Source organism: Luteimonas endophytica (genome assembly GCF_029887875.1).
Classification (GTDB): Bacteria; Pseudomonadota; Gammaproteobacteria; order Xanthomonadales; family Xanthomonadaceae; genus Luteimonas; species Luteimonas endophytica.
Map to the genome: position 1 here is coordinate 1 of NZ_JARXRM010000023.1, position 18,246 is coordinate 18,246.

Below are 18,246 nucleotides of genomic sequence, written 5' to 3' on the forward strand. Positions count from 1 at the left end.
CCAGCGGCGACTTCGCCACGGCGCTCGGCTACGGCGCGGAAGCCAGCAACACCCGCAGCACGGCGGTGGGCATCTCGGCGCTGGCCAGCGGCAGCAATGCCACGGCGCTGGGCAACACCTCGACCGCCAGCGGCAGCGCCAGCGTGGCGTTGGGCAGCAGCTCGCGGGCGACCAGCCTCAACAGCACGGCGGTGGGCGGCACCTCGTGGGCCACGGCCGACAACACCACGGCGGTGGGCCAGTTCGCATGGGCGACCTCGGTCGGTTCGACCGCGATCGGCCGGGACTCGTTCGCCTATGGCGGGATCAACGCCACGGCGGTGGGCCTGAACGCATGGGCGAACGGAGCGAGCAGCGTCGCGCTGGGCGCGGGTTCGCGCGCGACCGAGGAGAACGTGGTGTCGGTGGGCAACGGCACCGGTTCGGGCGGGCACCCGGCGACGCGGCGGATCGTCAACGTCGGCGACGGCGTCGACGACAACGACGCGGTGAACGTGGCGCAGCTCAATGAGGTCGCCGAGGGCGCCGAGGAAACCGCGCGCTACTTCAAGGCGACCGGCGAGGGAGAGGCCTACGTGGCCGGCGACGGCGCCACGGCGGCCGGCTCCGATGCGCTGGCCGATGCGGACTACGCCACCGCGGTGGGCTCCTCGGCCAGCGCCTACGATACGGGCGCATCGGCCTTCGGCAGCGGCGCGCTGGCGCAGGCGGTCAACGCCACCGCGGTCGGCTTCAATGCCAACGCCTTCGGACAGGACAGCTCGGCATTCGGCGCCGGCGCGGACGCCGGTGGCATCGCCAGCACCGCGATCGGCGGCATGGGCGAAGCCTTCGACCAGTTCGGCTGGCCCATCGAGGACGACGAGGGCAACGTGGTGATGGTCGGCGCGACCGCCGGCGACTACGGCACCGCGGTCGGCGCCGGGGCGCAAGCGACCGGCAGCAATGCCGCCTCGCTCGGCTACGGTGCCCGCGCAGAGGGCGAGTTCACCCTTGCCGCCGGCCACAAGGCCCACGCCCAGGGCGACTACAGCGTGTCGCTGGGCGACAACAGCCGCGCCAACGGCGAACAGAGCACCGCCACCGGCAGCTACGCCTGGGCCACGGCGGATGGCGCGACAGCAGTCGGCAGCTTCTCCTGGGCCACCGGGGTCGACTCGGTCGCGGTCGGTCTGGATTCCTACGCCACCGGCGCCCGCTCGATCTCGATCGGCTACGGCAGCTGGGCCCCGGCCACCAACTCGATCGGCATCGGCCGCGGCGCCTTCGGCTATTCCGACAACAGCGTCGCGGTCGGCACCCAGGCGTTCGCCAACGACATCCACGGCATCGCCATCGGTACCAATTCGTTCGCCAACGCCGAGAGCGCGATCGCGATCGGCGCCGGTTCCGAGGTCGCCGAGGGCGCGTTGAACTCGGTGGCCCTGGGGTCGGGTTCGCTGGCCGACCGGGAACGCTCGGTCTCGGTGGGCGCCGCGGGGCTGGAGCGCCAGATCACCAACGTGGCCGCGGGCACCGAGGACACCGATGCGGTGAACCTGGCGCAGCTGAACACGGTGGCCGGTGAGCTCGGCGAACTGAGCGACAGCGCCGTGGTCTACGACGACGACACCCAGGGCACGGTCACCTTCGCCGGCGCCGAAGGCACGGTGCTGAGCAACGTCGCCGCGGGCGAAGTGAGCGAGGACAGCACCGATGCGGTCAACGGCGCCCAGCTGTTCGAGACCAACCAGCGCGTCGATGTGGTCGAAGGCCAGGTGGCCGACCTCGGCGACCGCGTCGGCGACGTCGAGGGCATCGTCGGGAACGCGGTGTCCTACGACGACGACAGCCGCGCAGCGATCACGCTGGACGGCGACGACGGTACCGTCATCGGCAACGTCGCGGCCGGCGCGGTCGGCGCCGGCAGCACCGACGCGATCAACGGCGGCCAGATGTACGGCGCGCTGCAGAGCGCGGCGGACGTGATCGGCGGCGGCGCGACGGTGACTGCGTTCGGCACCATCGCTGCGCCGACCTACGCGATCCAGGGAGCGAACTACTACTCCATCGGCGATGCGCTGGGGGCGCTGGATGCGCAGATCAGCCAGCTGGACCTGCGCGTCTCGGCGGTCGGCGCCGACGCGGGCAACGGCAACATCGGCAACCGCGCGGCCGTCGATGGCGCGCCCACCGGCGAGGCCGCCAAGGTCGGCACGGGCAGCAACGCCGTCGCGGTGGGCGCCAACGCCACCGCCAACGGCAACAACGGCATCGCGATGGGCGGCAACGCCTACGCGCACGGCCCCAACGACACCGCCATCGGCGGCAACGCACGGGTCGAGGCGGACGGCAGCACCGCGGTGGGCGCCAACGCCACCATCACCGCCGCGGCCACCAATGCGGTGGCGATGGGCGAGGGCGCCAGCGTCACCGCGGCCTCCGGCACCGCCATCGGCCAGGGCGCTTCGGCGACCGCCGCCGGCGCGGTGGCGCTGGGGCAGGGGTCGGTCGCCGACCGCGCCAACGCGGTCTCGGTCGGCAGCGCCGGAAACGAGCGCCAGGTCACCAACGTGGCGGCGGGCACCGCCGATACTGACGCTGCCAACGTTGCACAGGTGAAGTCCACCGCGACCCAGACGCTGAATTCGGCCAATGCCTATACCGATGCGCAGGTCGCCGCTTGGCACGACAATTTCGACGCCTTCCACGGCGATGTCGAGCGTCGCTTCCACGACCAGGACCGCCGCATCGACCGCCAGGGCGCGATGGGCGCGGCGATGCTGAACATGGCGACCAGCGCCGCCGGCATCCGCACCCAGAACCGGGTCGGCGTCGGCGTCGGCTTCCAGGGCGGAGAAAGCGCTCTGTCCGTCGGCTACCAGCGCGCGATCAGCGATCGGGCCACGGTGACCTTCGGCGGTGCGTTCAGCGGCGACGAGAAATCGGTAGGTGTGGGTGCCGGCTTCGGCTGGTAAGGAAACAAATGCGCGGACCGCTCCCCAGGCATGCAGGGGGGCCGACGGGACGGTCCGCGTTCACGCAGTGACGAATGTCATAAGAAAGTCCATACATGCGAGGAGAAGTGTCGATGAAGCGTAAGACCCTGTTGTGTGCCGCCATTGCCGCGGCGATCGGAATCCCCGCGGTCCATGCCGCCGGCCAGGAGGCCAGGATCGGCCAGTCGCGTATCGCCCAGCCCGCGGCCGAGATCCAGGCCGGCGCACGCGTGATCGTCAAGTACCGCAGCGGCACCCTCGAAAGCACCAGCAACATGGCCAAGGCCCGCGCGGTCGAGTCGGCCGCCGCGCGCGCGGGCGCCGGCGTCAGGTCCGCCCGCGGCGCTGCCGTCTCCGCCACCCACATGCGCCGCCTCGGCATCGGCGCCGACCTGCTGCGCCTGTCGCAGAAGCTCGACCGCGCCGCGCTGGAAAACCTCGTGCGCGAGATCTCCGCGGACCCGGCGGTGGAGTACGCGGTGATCGACGAGCGCGACTACGCCCTCGGCCCGGTGCGCAAGCTGGAGGCCCAGCCCCAGTTCACCCCCGACGATCCCTTCTTCGCCCAGTACCAGTGGAACTTCCGCACCGACAACCCCGGTGGCATCGACGCCGAGGGCGCCTGGGACGTGAACACCGGCGAGGGTGTGGTGGTGGCGGTGCTCGACACCGGCATCCTTCCCGAGCACCCCGACATGATGGGCGGGCAGCTGCTGGAGGGCTACGACTTCATTTCCGACGCGTTCGTGTCGCGCCGCGGCACCGACGACCGCGTGCCCGGCGCGCTCGACTACGGCGACTGGAACCCGGTGGCCGACGAGTGCTACGCCGGCTCGCCGGTGCAGGACAGCTCCTGGCACGGCACCCACGTCGCCGGCACCGTGGCCGAGACCACCAACAACGCCCTCGGCGCGGCCGGCCTCGCCCATGACGCCAAGGTGCTGCCGGTGCGCGTACTCGGCCGCTGCGGTGGCTACCTGTCCGACATCGCCGACGCCATCGTCTGGGCCTCGGGCGGCACCGTCGCCGGCATCCCGGCCAACGAGAACCCGGCCGAGGTCATCAACATGAGCCTGGGCGGCGGCGCCCCGTGCGACGCGGTCTACCAGAGCGCGATCGACACCGCGGTGGCCAACGGCAGTACCGTGGTGGTGGCAGCCGGCAACAGCAATTCGAACGTGGTGAACTTCCGCCCCGCCAGCTGCAACAACGTCGTCACGGTGGGCGCGACCCGCATCACCGGTGGCAAGGCCTCGTACTCGAACTACGGCGACCTGGTCGACCTGTCGGCGCCGGGCGGCGGCGGCAGTGCCGACCCCGGCAACGGCGGGTGGGACGGCTACATCCTCCAGGCCGGCTCCGACGCGGCGACCACGCCCGATTCGGGCGACTATCTCTACAGCGGCTATACCGGCACCTCGATGGCGTCCCCGCACGTCGCCGCGGTGGCGGCGCTGGTGCAGAGCGCACTGGTCGCGGCCGCGCGCGATCCGCTCAGCCCGGCCGACATGGAGGCGCTGCTGAAGGACACGGCGCGCGCGTTCCCGGTCAGCATCCCGGCCAGCACCCCGCTGGGCACCGGCATCGTCGACCCGACCGCGGCGCTGGATGCCGCGCTCGAGGAGCCCTGCGATCCCGAGATCGAGGACTGCGGTCCGGATGCCATCGAGCTGGTCAACAAGGTGCCGGTGCGTGGCCTGAGCGGCGGCGCCGGCAGCGAGGCGTTGTACGCGATCGAGGTCCCCGCCGGCGTGACCGGGCCGCTGAGCATCACCACCAGCGGCGGCAGCGGCGACGTGTCCCTGCACGTGAGCCTGGACGAGGAGCCGGAGGCCGGCGCGGGGCAGTGGAACTCGACCCGTCCGGGCAACAGCGAGACCATCCGCATCAACAATCCGGCGGCGGGCGTGTACTACGTCAAGCTGGTGGGCGAGCGGGCCTTCAGCAACGTCACGCTGCAGGCGCGCCACCGCTGATCGGGGCGTTCGTCGGCTGCACCAGAACCCCGGTTTCGGCCGGGGTTCTTTTTTTTGGCGCGCCGCCTGGGCGCACCAGCCGTGCACGCACCGCGCGGGCCTTTTCGCTTCTCGGTTCCGGGCCGTGCTGGCGGCTCCGGCGGCGTTCATCCGGCGGCCTGCGATGCGCCAATCGAACTGCTACAGTCGGCCTCCTGATCTGGCCAAGCAGCAGAGGATCGCCGACGCGTGAACGCGATGCTGGAAGCCCCTGGCGAAGCCGCTCCAGACGGTGTCTCGATCGAAGAGCGGTTGATCGCCGCGCTGGTCGAACGGGGCCGGCTGAAGGAGGCCGACCTCGGCCGTGCGCGGCGTCTGCATGCCGAGTCGGGCGGCAGCCTGCTCGCGCTGCTGGGGCGGCTGGGCCTGGTGTCGGAACGCGACCATGCCGAAACCTGCGCCGAGGTGCTCGCGGTGCCGCTGCTGGCGGCCAAGGACGTGCCCGAGGCGCCGCCCGAAGCGGTCGAGGACGCGGCGCAACTGTCGGCGCGGTTCCTGCGCCAGTTCCACCTGTGCCCGCTGGGCATGCGCGGCGACCGGCTGGCGGTGTGGATGGCCGACCCGCACGACGACTACGCGATCGACGCCGTACGCCTGGCGAGCGGTTGCCGGATCCAGCCGGTGGCCGGCCTGCGCTCCGAGATCGACGATCTGGTGGAGCGCTGGTTCGGACAGGGCCGAAGCGCCATGGGCGCGATCGTCGAGACCGCGGACGGCGAGGGCGGAGGCGACGCCGACGACGTCGAGCACCTGCGCGACCTGGCGTCCGAGGCACCGGTGATCCGCCTGGTCAACCTGGTGATCCAGCGCGCGGTGGAGCTGCGCGCCTCCGACATCCACATCGAGCCGTTCGAGAACCGGCTCAAGGTGCGCTACCGCATCGACGGCGTGCTGGAGGAAGGCGAAAGCCCGCCCTCGAACCTCACCGCGGCGGTGATCAGCCGCGTCAAGATCATGGCCCGGCTCAACATCGCCGAGCGCCGGTTGCCGCAGGACGGCCGCATCATGCTGCGGGTGCAGGGCAAGGAGCTGGACCTGCGCGTGTCCACCGTCCCCACCGCGCACGGCGAGTCGGTGGTGATGCGACTGCTGGACCGCGAGACCGTGGTGTTCGACTTCCACCGCCTCGGCTTCACCGACGAATTCCTGCCGCAGTTCCAGCGCGTGCTCGAGCAGCCGCACGGCATCCTGCTGGTGACCGGGCCCACCGGGTCGGGCAAGACCACCACGCTCTACACCGCGCTGTCCAGGCTCAACACCGCCAGCGTCAAGATCATCACCGTCGAGGATCCGGTCGAGTACCAGATCGAAGGCATCAACCAGATCCAGGCCAAGCCGCAGATCGGCCTGGATTTCGCCAGCGCCCTGCGCAGCATCGTGCGCCAGGATCCGGACATCATCATGATCGGCGAGATGCGCGATCTGGAAACGGCACGCATCGCGATCCAGTCGGCGCTCACCGGCCACCTGGTGCTGTCGACCCTGCACACCAACAACGCGGCCGGCGGGATCACCCGCATGCTCGACATGGGCGTGGAGGACTATCTGCTCACCTCCACGGTCAACGGGATCCTCGCCCAGCGGCTGGTGCGGCGGCTGGAGCCCACCCACGCCGAGCAGTACCGCGCCTCGCCCGAGGAAATCGAGAAGTTCGACTTGCGCCGTTTCCAGCCGCACGGCGAGATCTTCCTGTACCGGCCCCGGCCCTCGGAGCTGGCGGCCACCGGCTATCTGGGCCGCACCACGATCGTCGAGTTCCTGGTGATGAACGACGAGCTGCGCCGCGCGGTGATGCGCCACGCCGGCATGGGCGAGCTGGAACGCATCGCCCGCGACGCCGGCATGCGCACCATGTACGAGGACGGCATCATCAAGGCGCTCTCCGGCGTGACCACCATCGAGGAAGTGCTGCGGGTGACGGAGGACGCGTAGTGCCCCTCTACCGCTACAAGGCGCTCAACGTCCGCGGCGAGACGCTGGACGGCCAGATGGAGGCCGCCAGCGACGGCGAGGTGGTACAGCGCCTGCAGGAGCAGGGCCATCTGCCGGTGGAGGCGCGGTTGGCGAGCGAGGGCGGCGGCGAGACGGCCTGGCGCACCTTGTTCAAGCCGAAGCCGTTCTCGGGCCAGCGCCTGGTGCAGTTCACCCAGCAGCTGGCCACGCTGCTCGCCGCCGGGCAGCCGCTGGACCGCGCCCTGGGCATCCTGCTGGACCTGCCGGAAGACGCCGCGGCCAGGCGCACCATCAGCGACGTGCGCGATGCGGTGCGCGGCGGCAGTCCGCTGTCGGCCGCGCTGGAACGCCAGCACGGCACCTTCTCCCGGCTGTACATCAACATGGTGCGCGCGGGCGAGGCAGGTGGCAGCCTCCACGAGACCCTGCAGCGCCTGGCCGACTACCTGGAACGCAGCCGGGCGCTGCGTGGGCGCGTGGTCAACGCGCTGATCTACCCGATCATCCTGCTGGCCATGGTGGGCATGTCGCTGCTGTTCCTGCTGGGCTACGTGGTGCCGCAGTTCGGAGCGATGTACGACAGCCTCGACGCGGAGCTGCCGCTGTTCTCGCAGGTGGTGCTCGGCATCGGCCTGTTCGTGCGCGACTGGTGGATCCTGTTGCTGGTGGTGCCCGCGTTGGCGCTATGGTGGTTCGACCGCCGCCTGCGCGACCCGGCGGTACGCGCGCGTTTCGATGCCTGGCTGCTCGGCGTGCGCTTCGCCGGGCCGCTGGTGGCGCGGCTGGAGACCGCGCGGCTGGCGCGCACCCTGGGCACGCTGCTGCGCAACGGCGTGCCGCTGCTGGCGGCGCTGGGCATCGGCCGCAACGTGCTGGGCAACCGCGCGCTCGCCGCCGACGTCGAGGCCGCCGCCGAGGAGGTGAAGGGCGGCGCCGGGCTGGCGGCCGCGCTCGGGCGCAGCAAGCGTTTTCCGCGGTTGGCGCTGCAGATGATCCAGGTGGGCGAGGAATCCGGTGCGCTCGATGCGATGCTGCTCAAGACCGCCGATACGTTCGAACAGGAAACCGCGCAGGCGCTGGACCGCATGCTGGCGGCGCTGGTACCGGTGGTGACCCTGTTGCTGGCGGGAATCGTCATGGTGGTGATCCTCGCCGTGCTGATCCCGATCTACGATCTCACCAATGTCATAGGCTGATTGCATGAATTCCTATCGCGGTTGCCGGGGTTCCGGCTGGGGTGTTTCTTCTTCCGTGGCGTGCGGCGATGGACGTCGGCGGTTCCTTGATGCGGGTGCCGGCGAAGCACCCGCCGGCACCGGGACGGTGCGGGTGGGGCGATCGGAACGCGGTACGGCTCGGCAACTCACTGGCGCCAGCCGTGGCGACGGCCTCATTGGCGCAGGGCCGGTGGAGGTGAAGACGGGAAAAAGCAGTGCCGGTGGGCGATTCCTTGGCGCTAGCCGTGCCGACGGCCTCGTTGGTGCAAGGCCGATGGGCTCGCGGGAGCGGGGCTTCAGCCTGATCGAGATCATCCTGGTGGTGGTGCTGATCGGCGGTATCGTCGCCTTCGCCGCCACCCGGATCCTCGGCGGCGGCGACCGCGCCCGGGTCAACCTGGCCAAGGCGCAGGTGCAGACCCTGGCCGAGAAGGTGCAGAGCTATCAGATGGACACCGGCAGCCTTCCCTCCAGCCTGGAGGACCTGGTGACCCAGCCCGGCGGCGCCGGCGGCTGGCTCGGGCCGTACGCGAAACAGGCCGAACTCAACGATCCCTGGGGCACGCCGTTCGAGTATCGGGTGCCGGGCGAGGCCGGCCCCTTCGACATCGTCAGCTACGGCGCCGACCGCAGCCCCGGCGGCGACAGCGTCGACGCCGACATCCGCTACGAATAGCCGATGGCGGGCGGATGAAGGCGGTGGCGCCGCGACGACGGGCGACCGCGATCGCCAGCAATGCGGCGACGCGCGGATTCTCGCTGCTGGAAGTGCTGGTGGTGGTGGCGCTGATCGCCGCGGCCAGCGTGCTGGCGGTCGGCGTGCTCGGCGGCGGCATCGAACGCATCCAACTGCGCTCGAGCGCGAAGGAGATCGCCGCCAACCTGCGCTACACCCGCGCGCATGCTCTCGCCACCGGCGTCCCGCAGGAGTTCGCGATCGACCCTGCCGCGCACAGCTGGCGCGCACCGGGCGGGCGCAGCGGCAGCATTCCGGAGAAGCTGGAGATCCTCTTCACCGGGGCGCGCGAGGTGCAGCCGCGCGAAGGCGAGGGCGCGATCGTGTTCTTCGACGATGGCGCTTCCACCGGCGGCCGGGTGCGGCTCGAGGCCGGCGGCGCCGGCTGGAACGTGGACGTGGCCTGGCTGACCGGCGAGGTGCGCCTGCACCGCGCGGAGCGTACCCCATGAGGGCCAGGCAGCGCGGGTCGCGGCAGCGGGGCTACACCCTCATCGAGGTGCTGGTGGCGTTCGCGGTGCTGGCGCTGGCGCTCACCCTGCTGCTCGGCACCCTGTCCGGCGCCGCCCGCCAGGTGCGCTGGTCGGCCGACGCCGGGCGCGCCGCGCTGCACGCACAGTCGCTGCTGGCGCAGGTGGGCGTGGGCGAGGTGCTGCAGCCCGGGCGCAGCGACGGCGCACTCGAGGACGGCCGCTACCGGTGGGTGCTCGAGGTCGAGCCCTATGTCGACCCGGAGCTGCCTCCGCCGGCACTGGTCGATCCGTTCGCGCCGCGGATGCTGGCGCTGCATCTGACCGTCGCCTGGGGCGACAGCGCGCGCGAGCGCCTGGAGTTGCGCTCGCTGCGGCTGGTCCAGCCGGACGTCGAGAGCGGGGCGGATCTGTGAGGCTGGGTTCGCGCAGGCGCGGCTCGCGGGTGCGCGGCTTCACCCTGATCGAGGTGCTGCTGGCCACGGTGCTGCTGGCTGCCGGGCTGGCGCTGGCGTTCGCCACCCTGCGCGCGGCCACCGCCACGGTGGAACGCGGCGAGGATCTGGCGCAGCGCAGCGAGCGCATCCGCGCCGCGGAAGGATTCCTGCGCCGGCGGCTGGTCTCGGCCGAGCCGACGGCGTTCGCGATCGACGAGCGCAGCGGCGCGCCGGTGCGCTTCCAGGGCGAGGCGCAGCGGATGCGCTTCGTCGCCGACCTGCCGAACTACCTCGGCCGGGGCGGGCCGGCGCTGCACGACATCGGCGTGGCCGACGACGGCGGCGGGCTCGAACGCCTGGAGGTGGCCTTCTCGACGGTGCTGGCCGGCGCGACCGTCGAGGAGCGCGATGCGCGTCCGCCGGAACCGCTGGCCACCGGGCTGGTGGCGGTGCGCTTCAGCTATCGCGGGCTCGGCCCCGACGGCCGCCTGAGCGGCTGGCTCGAGCGGTGGGACGCCGCCATGCAGCTGCCGCTGCAGGTGCGGATCGAGATCGAGGGCGAGCGCGACGGTGCCTGGCCGGTGCTGGTGGTGGCGTTGCCGCAGGGCGATGGCCGCATCGGCGACGACGCGCTGCAGGGGGCGATCCCGTGACCGCGGCCAGGCCCCGGGGCGCCGCGCTGCTGCTGGTGCTGTGGCTGGTCGCGCTGCTGACCGCGCTGGTCGGCGGGTTCGCCCTGACGGCGCGGGTCGAGCACATGCAGGGCCGGGTCCTGCATCGCGGCGTGGCCGGGACCGAGGCCGCACGCGCCGGTCTCGAGTATGCGGTGGCGCGGCTGGCCGATCAGGATCTCGCGACCCGCTGGCTGCCGGACGGCCGCGAGTACGCCTGGACGTTCGCCGATGCGCAACTGCGGGTCCGCGTGGTGGACGAGACCGGCAAGGTCGACCTGAACGCCGCCGACCAGCCGCTGCTGGCGGCGCTGCTGCGGGTGGCGGGTGCCGAACCCGGCCAGGCCGGTGCGCTGGCGGGCGCGATCCTGGACTGGCGCGATCCGGATGATCTCGGCCAGCCGCAGGGCGCGGCCGAGGATCCCCAGTACGCCGCCGCCGGCCTGCCTTACGGGGCCAAGGATGCGCCGTTCGAAAGCGTCGGCGAGCTCGAGCTGGTCTTGGGCATGACCGCGGAACTGGTGGCGGTGCTGCGCGAACACGTCACCGTGCACAGCGGCCAGGCGCGGCCGGACCAGCGCTACGCCGGCGCGGAGGTGCTGGAGGCGATGGGACTGGATGCCGGGCCGCTGCTGGAGCAGCGGAGGATGGCGCCCGCGATGGAGCTTGCGGCCGAACTCGGCGGCGGCGGCAGCGGCACGTATAGTATCGACAGTCGCGCGCGGCTGCCGGACGGCCGCGACGCGGTCCTGCAGGCGGTGGTGCGCGCGGGCGGCAACGGTCTCCCCGGGGCGGCCTATACGCCATTGCGCTGGAAGGAGGGGACCTCGGCACCGGATGGTTGACGCCGACGACATCGCTGCGCGCACGTCGCTCCGCCAGCGCTTCGGGCGGGTCGGCGGGCGGCTGCGCCCGGGCATGCACGGCTTCTGGTCGTGGTGGAGCCGGGCGCTGCTGGCCTGGCTCCCGCTGCGCCTGCGCGAACTGCTGGGGCTGGTCGAACAGCGGCTGTTGCTGCGCCGCCACGACCATACGCTGGCTTTGATGCTCGAGCGCGGCGGCCAGCCGCGGCTGCTGGCGGAACTGCCATGGTCCGCGGGCGAACCGCCCGCCGAAGAGCCGCTGACGCGGGTGCTGCGGCCGCAGCTGGGCGAACTGCCGCGCTGGCTGGTGCTGCCCGCGGCCGCCGGCCTGCGCCGGCGGATGCTGCTGCCGGGCGCGGCGGCCGAGCGCCTGCGCGAGGTGCTGGGCTTCGAGGTCGACCGCCAGACCCCGTTCGCGGCGGCCGATGTCTGCTTCGATGCGCGGCTGCTCGGGCGCCGTGCCGACGGCCAGCTCGAGGTCGAGCTGGTGGTGGCGCCGCGCCACGCGGTGGATGCGGCGCTCGCGGCGCTGGGCCCGCCGGCCGAGGGGCTGGCCGGCGTCGACCTCGACGACGGCGCGGGCGAGCCGCTCGGCGTCAACCTGCTGCCGGAGGCGCGCCGGTACCGCCGCGCCGACTCCTGGCAGCGTTGGAACCTGGCCCTGGCGGCGGTCGCACTGGTGGCCACCGCGGCGGCGTTGTGGCAGGTGCTGGAGAACCGCCGTGCCGCCGCCGACGCCTTCGAACAGGCCTCGTTGCCGCGGATCGAGCAGGCGCGCGCGGCCTCGGCGCAGCGCCAGCAGCTCGAGGAACTGATCGAGGGCATGCGCCATCTCGAACAGGCGCGCGCGGCCCGGCCGACCATGGTCGAGCTGCTCGACGAGCTCAGCCGGCGGCTGCCCGACAATACCTACCTGGAGAAGCTGGCGATCGAGAACGAGCGCATGCTCCTGATCGGCCTGAGCAGCGAGGCCTCGGCGCTGATCGGCCAGCTGGAGGAGTCCGAGCTGTGGCGTTCGCCGGCGCTCACCGGGGCGGTGCAGCCCGATCCGCGCACCCGCCGCGACCGTTTCACCCTGACCGCCGAGATCGCGGTCGAGCAGTCCGCCGCCGCCGCGTCCGGCGCCACCGGAGGGGCCGATGCGCAACGCGATCCCTGAGCGCGAACGCTGGCTGGCGCTGGCGATCCTGCTGGCGCTGCTCGCGCTGGGCTACCTGCTGCTGGTGCATCCGTGGTGGACGGTGCCGATGCGCGAGCTGGGTGCGCGCATCGAGACCCTGCAGCAGCGCGACCTGCGCGCGCGGATGGTGCTGTCGCAGGCGCCGGAGCTGCGCGAGCGTACCGAGGCCTTCCGCGAGCGGGTGGCGCGGCTGCCGGGGTTCCTGCCCGAGCGCAGCCCCGAACTGGCCACCGCGGCGCTGGTGCAGCGGCTCGAGACCGCGGTCGCCGAGGCCAGCCCCGGCAATCGCAGCTGCGCGATCATCAACCGTTCCCCGCTCAACGACGTGCGTGCGCAGCGCTTCCCGCGGGTGGTGGTGCAGGCGCGCATGCGTTGCGGCAGCCCGGAACTGGCGGCGGTGCTGTACGCGCTGGAGAGCGGCACCCCGCGGCTGTTCGTCGACAACCTCAACATCCTGTCGCAGGCCCACTACATGGCCGCCGAGCAGGCCGGGCAGGGCGTCGGCCTGGACGTCAGCTTCGATCTCTACGGTTACCTGCAGCCGGCCCCGGGGAGCGCCGATGCGCCCTGACGCCGCCGGTGCGCGTACCCGCCTGCTCGCCGCGATCGCGCTGTGGGCGGTCTGGGTGTGGCTGCTGGCACTGTTCGGCCTGGGTGGCCGGATCGCGGCGCTGCCCGAGGATCCGTCGCTGCTGCAGCCGCTGCCGCAGGGCGGCGTCGGCGGCGACGAGCGGCTCGGGCCGCTGCCGCAGTACGCCGAGATCGGCGACCGGCCGCTATTCGCCGCCGATCGCCGCCACCGGCCGTTCTTCCTCGACCCCCAGGGCGAGGGCGAGGAAGGGCCGGGCGAGTTCGACGTGGTGCTGACCAGCGTGATGATCACGCCCGATCTGCAGATGGCGATCGTCCAGCCGAGCGGCGGTGGCGAGCCGCTGCGGATCAAGGTCGGCGAAGCGGCGCCCGGCGCACCGGCCTGGTCGCTGACCTCGGTGGGACCGCGCAGCGCCGTGTTCGCCGGACCGGAGGGCGAGCGCGCGCTGGAACTGCGGGTGTTCGACGGCGTGGGTGGAGAGCCGCCCACGCCGGTGACCCGCCGGCCCGATGACGGCGACGGCGGCCGCCGGCGAGCGCCGCCGCCGCCGGTGGTCCTGCACGTGCCCGCGCCGTCCGCCGGGCAGCCGGCAGCACCCGACGCCGAGACTGCGGTCCAGGCTGCGGCTTCGGCTGCGGACCCGGCGCAGGCCGCTACCGAGGAAATCACCCCGGCCGCGCAGGCCGAGGCGATCCGCCGACGCATCGAGGCCCGCCGCGCGCGGCTGCGCCAGGAGGCGCAGCAGCAGGCGGCAGGTCAGGAGCAGAACCCGTAGAGTGCATGCAATGAAGCCATTGTTACCGATCAAGGCGCCGATCGCCGCCCTTCTCGCCACCCTGCTCGCCGCCTGCGCCACGGTGCCGGCGCCCGAGGTGCGCCGCGATGGCGCGGCCGGGGTGCCGGCGCCCGCCGGCGTCCAGGCGGCGCCGCTGGAGGAGGACGACGGACTGCCGCAGGCGCAGATCCGCCGCGGCACCGGCCAGGTCATCGACCAGCGCGCCGCGGCCTCGGCACCGCGCGGGATCGGCGGGACCACCGGTTCGGCGCAGTTCAACTTCGAGGGCGAATCCGTGCATGCGGTGGCCAAGGCGATCCTCGGCGACATGCTCGGCCAGAACTACGTCATCGCGCCCGAGGTCCAGGGCACGGTGACCGTGGGCACGCCGCGGCCGGTCAGTCCGGCGCAGGCGCTGAGCCTGCTGGAGATGGTGCTGGCCTGGAACAACGCGCGGATGATCTACAGCGACGGCCGCTACAACATCGTGCCGGCCGAGGGCGCGGTCGCCACCGGCACCGTCGCGCCGCGCACCGGCACCGCCACCGGCGCGCGCGGGTTCGAGGTGCGCGCGGTGCCGCTGCGCTACATCTCCGCCACCGAGATGGAGAAGGTGCTCGAGCCCTACGCGCGCCCCGACGCCATCGTCGGCGTCGACAACGCCCGCAACGTGATCACCGTCTCGGGTAGCCGCGCCGAGCTCGAGAACTACCTGCGCACCATCGAGATCTTCGACGTCGACTGGCTGGCCGGCATGTCGGTCGGGGTGTTCCCGATCGACTCGGGCAGCGCCGCGCAGGTGGTCGCCGACCTGGAGCAGGTATTCGGCGAGGACAGCGGCTCGCCGGTGTCGGGGATGTTCCGCTTCATGCCGCTGGAGGGCGCCAACGCGGTGATGGTGATCACCTCGCAGCCGGCCTACCTGGACGAGATCCAGCGCTGGCTGGAGCGCATCGACAGCGCCGGCGGCGAAGCGCGGCTGTACTCCTACGAGCTGAAGTACGTCAAGGCGATGGACCTGGCCGACCGCCTGGCCGAGGTGTTCGGCGCCGGCGGCGGGCGCCGCGGCGGCGATGGCGGCAGCGCTTCGCTGATGCCGGGGCTGCAGTCGACCCAGGTGCGCGGCAGCGGGGTCGGCGGCCGCGACAGCAGCGCCGCGATCGGCGGCGATGCGGGCAACGACGACCGCAGTGCTCGCGGCGGGCGCAGCGGTGGCCGCAGCGGCGGTTCCGGCAGCGGCGGCCAGCTGCAGCTCGGCGACAGCGGCTCCGGCTCCGGCTCCGGCAGCGTGACCCTCGAGGTCGACGGCGCCCAGGTCGGCGTGTCCGCGGTGGAGGAAACCAACACCCTGCTGGTGCGATCCACCGCGCAGGCCTGGAAATCGATCCGCGAGGTGGTCGAGCGGCTCGACGTGATGCCGATGCAGGTGCACATCGAGGCCCAGGTGGCCGAGGTGGCGCTGACCGGCGAGCTCAGCTACGGCGTCAACTGGTTCTTCGAGCGCGCGGTGACCGACGCCGGTCTGCCCGATGCGTTCCGCAGGACGACCTGGAGCGGCCTTGCCGGCAACATCACCGGGACCCAGACGGGCGCGGGTCCAGCCGGACTGAGCTGGACCTTTCTCGGCCGCAACGCCGCGGCGATCATCTCTGCGCTCGACGAGGTCACCGACCTGCGCCTGCTGCAGACCCCGTCGATCTTCGTGCGCAACAATGCCGAGGCCGAGCTCAACGTCGGCAGCCGGATCCCGATCTCCTCGGTGACCGTCAACCCCGGCCTGGGCAGCGACAACACCATCAGTCAGGTGCAGTACCTGGATACCGGCATCATCCTCAAGGTCAGGCCGCGGGTGACCCAGGACGGCATGGTGTTCCTCGACATCGCCCAGGAGGTCAGTTCCCCGGGGGACGTGCCGGACGACAATGGCAACGTGCGCATCAACACCCGCTATATGAAGACGGAGGCCGCCGTGCAGGCGGGCGACACGGTGATGCTTGCCGGCCTGATCACCGATGGGTCCACCCGAGGTTCGATCGGTTTTCCCGGGCTGAGCCGGCTGCCGGTGATCGGCGGGCTGTTCGGACGGCAGAGCACTACCAACGATCGTACCGAGGTGATCGTGCTGTTGACGCCGACCATCGTGCGCAACCCGATGGAGGCGCGCCGCCTCACCGACGAGTACGGCCGCCGCTTCCGCGCCATGGAGCCGCTGGAACAGCAGCGCGCGGAGGAAGCGGCGCGGGCCGCCGGGGCGGCCGCCGGCTCCGAATGACCGCGGACGCGCCGGCGCATGGCTGAACTGCCGGTCGTCCTGCTGCCGCTCGGCGCAGCCGACGACGCCCTCGACGCCTGCCTGGCGGCGCTGGATGCCGGCACCCCGGCCGGCACCCGGGTATGGCTGGCCGACGACGCGCGCGCCGGCCCGCGCGGGTTGGCGATCGTCGAGCGCTGGCTCGCCGGGACGCGCCTGCGCGCCGACTACAGCCGCCGCCAGCGCGGCATCGGCGAGGTCGCGCACCTGGACGAGGCGCTCGGCGCCTGCGGCGATGCCGACGTGCTGGTGCTGGCGCCGGACGCGATCCCGGCGCCGGGCTGGGCCACGGCGCTGGTGGCGTGCTTCGCCCGCGACGCCTCCATCGCCACCGCCACGCCGTGGTGCAATGCCGGCGAAAGCGCCGCGTGGCCGCGGATCGGCGAGATCAACCCGGTCCCCGACGACCTGGCCGGCCTGGCGCGGGCCTGCGAGACGTTGCCGCCGCTGCATGCCGAGCTGCCGGCCGCGGTGGGGCATGCGGTGCTGCTGCGCGGCAGCGCCCGGCGCCGCGCCGGCGGGCTGGACGCGAGCAGCTACGGGTCGTGGTACGCGGCGCTGATCGATCTGTCGCTGCGCCTGGCCGGACTGGGCTGGCGCAACGCCCTGTGCGAGACCGCCTTCGTGGCGCGCGGCGGTGAGGGCGGGCCGGCCGAGGGCGACATGGAGGCCCTGGCGGCGCGCTGGCCGGACTGGCACGCGCGCCTGGCCGGATTCCTGATGCGCGATCCGCTGCGCGAAGCCCGGCGGCGGCTGGCGGATTCCGTGGCCGGGCTGGAGGGCCGCTCCCCGCAGCGCGACCTGTTTCCCGAAGCCGGGGACGGGACGGCGCAAGCGCAGGGGCCGCGGCGTCGAACGGGCGGGACGCCAGCCGGCGAGGACCCGTCCTCGTGACCGCGGCGCCCGGAGCCCCGGCGGAGATCGCCGCGGTCGTCGTCACCTACCAGAGCGCGTCGACCATCGACGACTGCCTGCAGCGCCTGCGCGCCGCGTGCGGCGTCGGCCAGATCCGGGTGGTCGACAACGCGTCCCGCGACGGCACCCTCGCCATCGTGCAGCGCCACGCGGCGGCGGATCCGCGCGTGCGCTTCATCGCCAACCCCGACAATCCCGGGTTCGGCGTGGCCTGCAACCAGGGTGCGGGGGACTGCGACGCGCCCTGGCTGGCCTTCGTCAACCCCGACTGCCTGCCGGAACCGGACGCGCTGGCGCGGCTGCGCGCGCACGCCGCAACGGCCACCGGCGGCGCGCTGCTCGGCGCCGACCTGGTCGACGAGGCCGGGACCCGCGACGGCGCCGCGCGGCGCCGGGATCCGGACTTCGCCGCGATGCTGCGTGCGCGCGCAGCGCGCTCGCTCGATCTGCCCCACGATCCGGCGCTGGCGCTGCAGCCGGTGGCCGCGGTATCGGGTGCGCTGATGGTGCTGCCGCGCAGCCTGTTCGAGCGCCTCGGCGGCTTCGATCCCGGCTACCGGCTCCACGCCGAGGATCTCGACCTGTGCCGCCGCGCGCGCCAGGCCGGTGCGGTGGTGGCGGTGGCCAACGACGTGCGCGTGGTGCACGTGCGCGGGGTCTCGAGCCGGACCCGGCCGCTGTTCGTGGAATGGCACAAGCACCGCGGGCTGGCGCGCTACTTCCGCCGGTTCGAGGCCCCCGGCCGGGGCCGGCTGCTGCGGGCGGCGGTGTACGCGATGATCTGGGCGCGTTTCCCCGTCGCGGTCGTACGCGCGGCGTTGCGCGCGCGGCGCGGCTAGCGGCGGTCGTCGCGCGATTCTCGCGAGGCGGTGGCGCCGACCGGCCACCGCATCGTTGACCGATGCCGCCGCGCTGGCCCGTCCGCTGGAGAGCCGCGGTCGGGAACGCTTTTTTTGGCGTCGGGATGTGCGGAAAACGCTGCTGCGATGCACAACTCCGATTCCCGCCGACGCGGCGGCCGGCGCCGGGCGAGCATGCGCGCCCCTGCTCCCGACCCCGGCGCGCCCGGGCGTTGCGGAGGTCCGCGGCTGCCGTAAAGACTACCGGTGTCAATCGCGTTGCTACGCGCTTTT

At 72.8% G+C, this 18,246-nt stretch carries 14 protein-coding genes and 1 pseudogene; all 15 read left to right on the top strand.

The features are described 5' to 3' along the window. Window positions 1-2,957, top strand: a 2,957-nt coding sequence (locus QFW77_RS04985; RefSeq protein WP_280573245.1) for a YadA-like family protein, incomplete at its 5' end; no start/stop codon positions are given. 113 nt (window positions 2,958-3,070) lie between these two features. Beyond that, window positions 3,071-4,954, top strand: coding sequence for a S8 family peptidase (locus QFW77_RS04990; RefSeq protein ID WP_280573246.1), 1,884 nt, complete (start codon window positions 3,071-3,073; stop codon window positions 4,952-4,954). Window positions 4,955-5,191: 237 nt separating this feature from the next. Then, complete coding sequence (gene gspE, locus QFW77_RS04995; RefSeq protein ID WP_280573301.1) at window positions 5,192-6,925, top strand: type II secretion system ATPase GspE; 1,734 nt, start codon at window positions 5,192-5,194, stop codon at window positions 6,923-6,925. Next, on the top strand, window positions 6,925-8,142 hold the full coding sequence (gene xpsF / locus QFW77_RS05000) for a type II secretion system protein XpsF (protein ID WP_280573248.1): 1,218 nt from the start codon (window positions 6,925-6,927) through the stop codon (window positions 8,140-8,142). The genes gspE and xpsF overlap by 1 nt, the downstream gene beginning before the upstream one ends. 295 nt (window positions 8,143-8,437) lie before the next feature. Further along, on the top strand, window positions 8,438-8,839 hold the full coding sequence (gene gspG, locus QFW77_RS05005; RefSeq protein ID WP_280573249.1) for a type II secretion system major pseudopilin GspG: 402 nt from the start codon (window positions 8,438-8,440) through the stop codon (window positions 8,837-8,839). A 14-nt stretch (window positions 8,840-8,853) separates the two neighbouring features. Next, entirely contained in the window at window positions 8,854-9,351 is a 498-nt protein-coding gene (gene xpsH / locus QFW77_RS05010) for a type II secretion system protein XpsH (protein ID WP_425603274.1), read from the top strand. Further along, window positions 9,348-9,785, top strand: coding sequence for a type II secretion system protein XpsI (gene xpsI, locus QFW77_RS05015; protein ID WP_280573250.1), 438 nt, complete (start codon window positions 9,348-9,350; stop codon window positions 9,783-9,785). The genes xpsH and xpsI overlap by 4 nt, the downstream gene beginning before the upstream one ends. Window positions 9,786-9,787: 2 nt before the next feature. Continuing rightward, window positions 9,788-10,459: a prepilin-type N-terminal cleavage/methylation domain-containing protein gene (locus tag QFW77_RS05020; RefSeq protein WP_425603277.1), complete on the top strand. Its 672-nt coding sequence runs from the start codon at window positions 9,788-9,790 to the stop codon at window positions 10,457-10,459. Continuing rightward, entirely contained in the window at window positions 10,456-11,322 is an 867-nt protein-coding gene (locus tag QFW77_RS05025; protein ID WP_280573252.1) for a type II secretion system minor pseudopilin, read from the top strand. The genes QFW77_RS05020 and QFW77_RS05025 overlap by 4 nt, the downstream gene beginning before the upstream one ends. 73 nt (window positions 11,323-11,395) lie before the next feature. Next, the gene (locus QFW77_RS05030) at window positions 11,396-12,499 is read left to right on the top strand and encodes a PilN domain-containing protein (protein ID WP_425603278.1); all 1,104 of its coding nucleotides are present in this window, start codon (window positions 11,396-11,398) and stop codon (window positions 12,497-12,499) included. After that, window positions 12,480-13,091, top strand: a complete 612-nt coding sequence (gene gspM, locus QFW77_RS05035) for a type II secretion system protein GspM (RefSeq protein ID WP_280573255.1) — start codon at window positions 12,480-12,482, stop codon at window positions 13,089-13,091. Before QFW77_RS05030 ends, gspM begins: the two co-directional genes overlap by 20 nt. Further along, window positions 13,081-13,887, top strand: coding sequence for a type II secretion system protein, XpsN-like (locus QFW77_RS05040; RefSeq protein WP_280573257.1), 807 nt, complete (start codon window positions 13,081-13,083; stop codon window positions 13,885-13,887). The genes gspM and QFW77_RS05040 overlap by 11 nt, the downstream gene beginning before the upstream one ends. Before the next feature lie 10 nt (window positions 13,888-13,897). After that, entirely contained in the window at window positions 13,898-16,159 is a 2,262-nt protein-coding gene (gspD, locus tag QFW77_RS05045) for a type II secretion system secretin GspD (protein WP_280573259.1), read from the top strand. A gap of 18 nt (window positions 16,160-16,177) precedes the next feature. Beyond that, window positions 16,178-17,005 (top strand): annotated as a pseudogene (locus tag QFW77_RS05050) (glycosyltransferase family 2 protein); the annotation flags it as partial. An 83-nt stretch (window positions 17,006-17,088) separates the two neighbouring features. After that, a complete protein-coding gene (locus QFW77_RS05055) occupies window positions 17,089-17,952 on the top strand; it encodes a glycosyltransferase family 2 protein (protein WP_280573261.1) in 864 nt (287 codons plus the stop codon). Window positions 17,953-18,246: the final 294 nt, after the last annotated feature.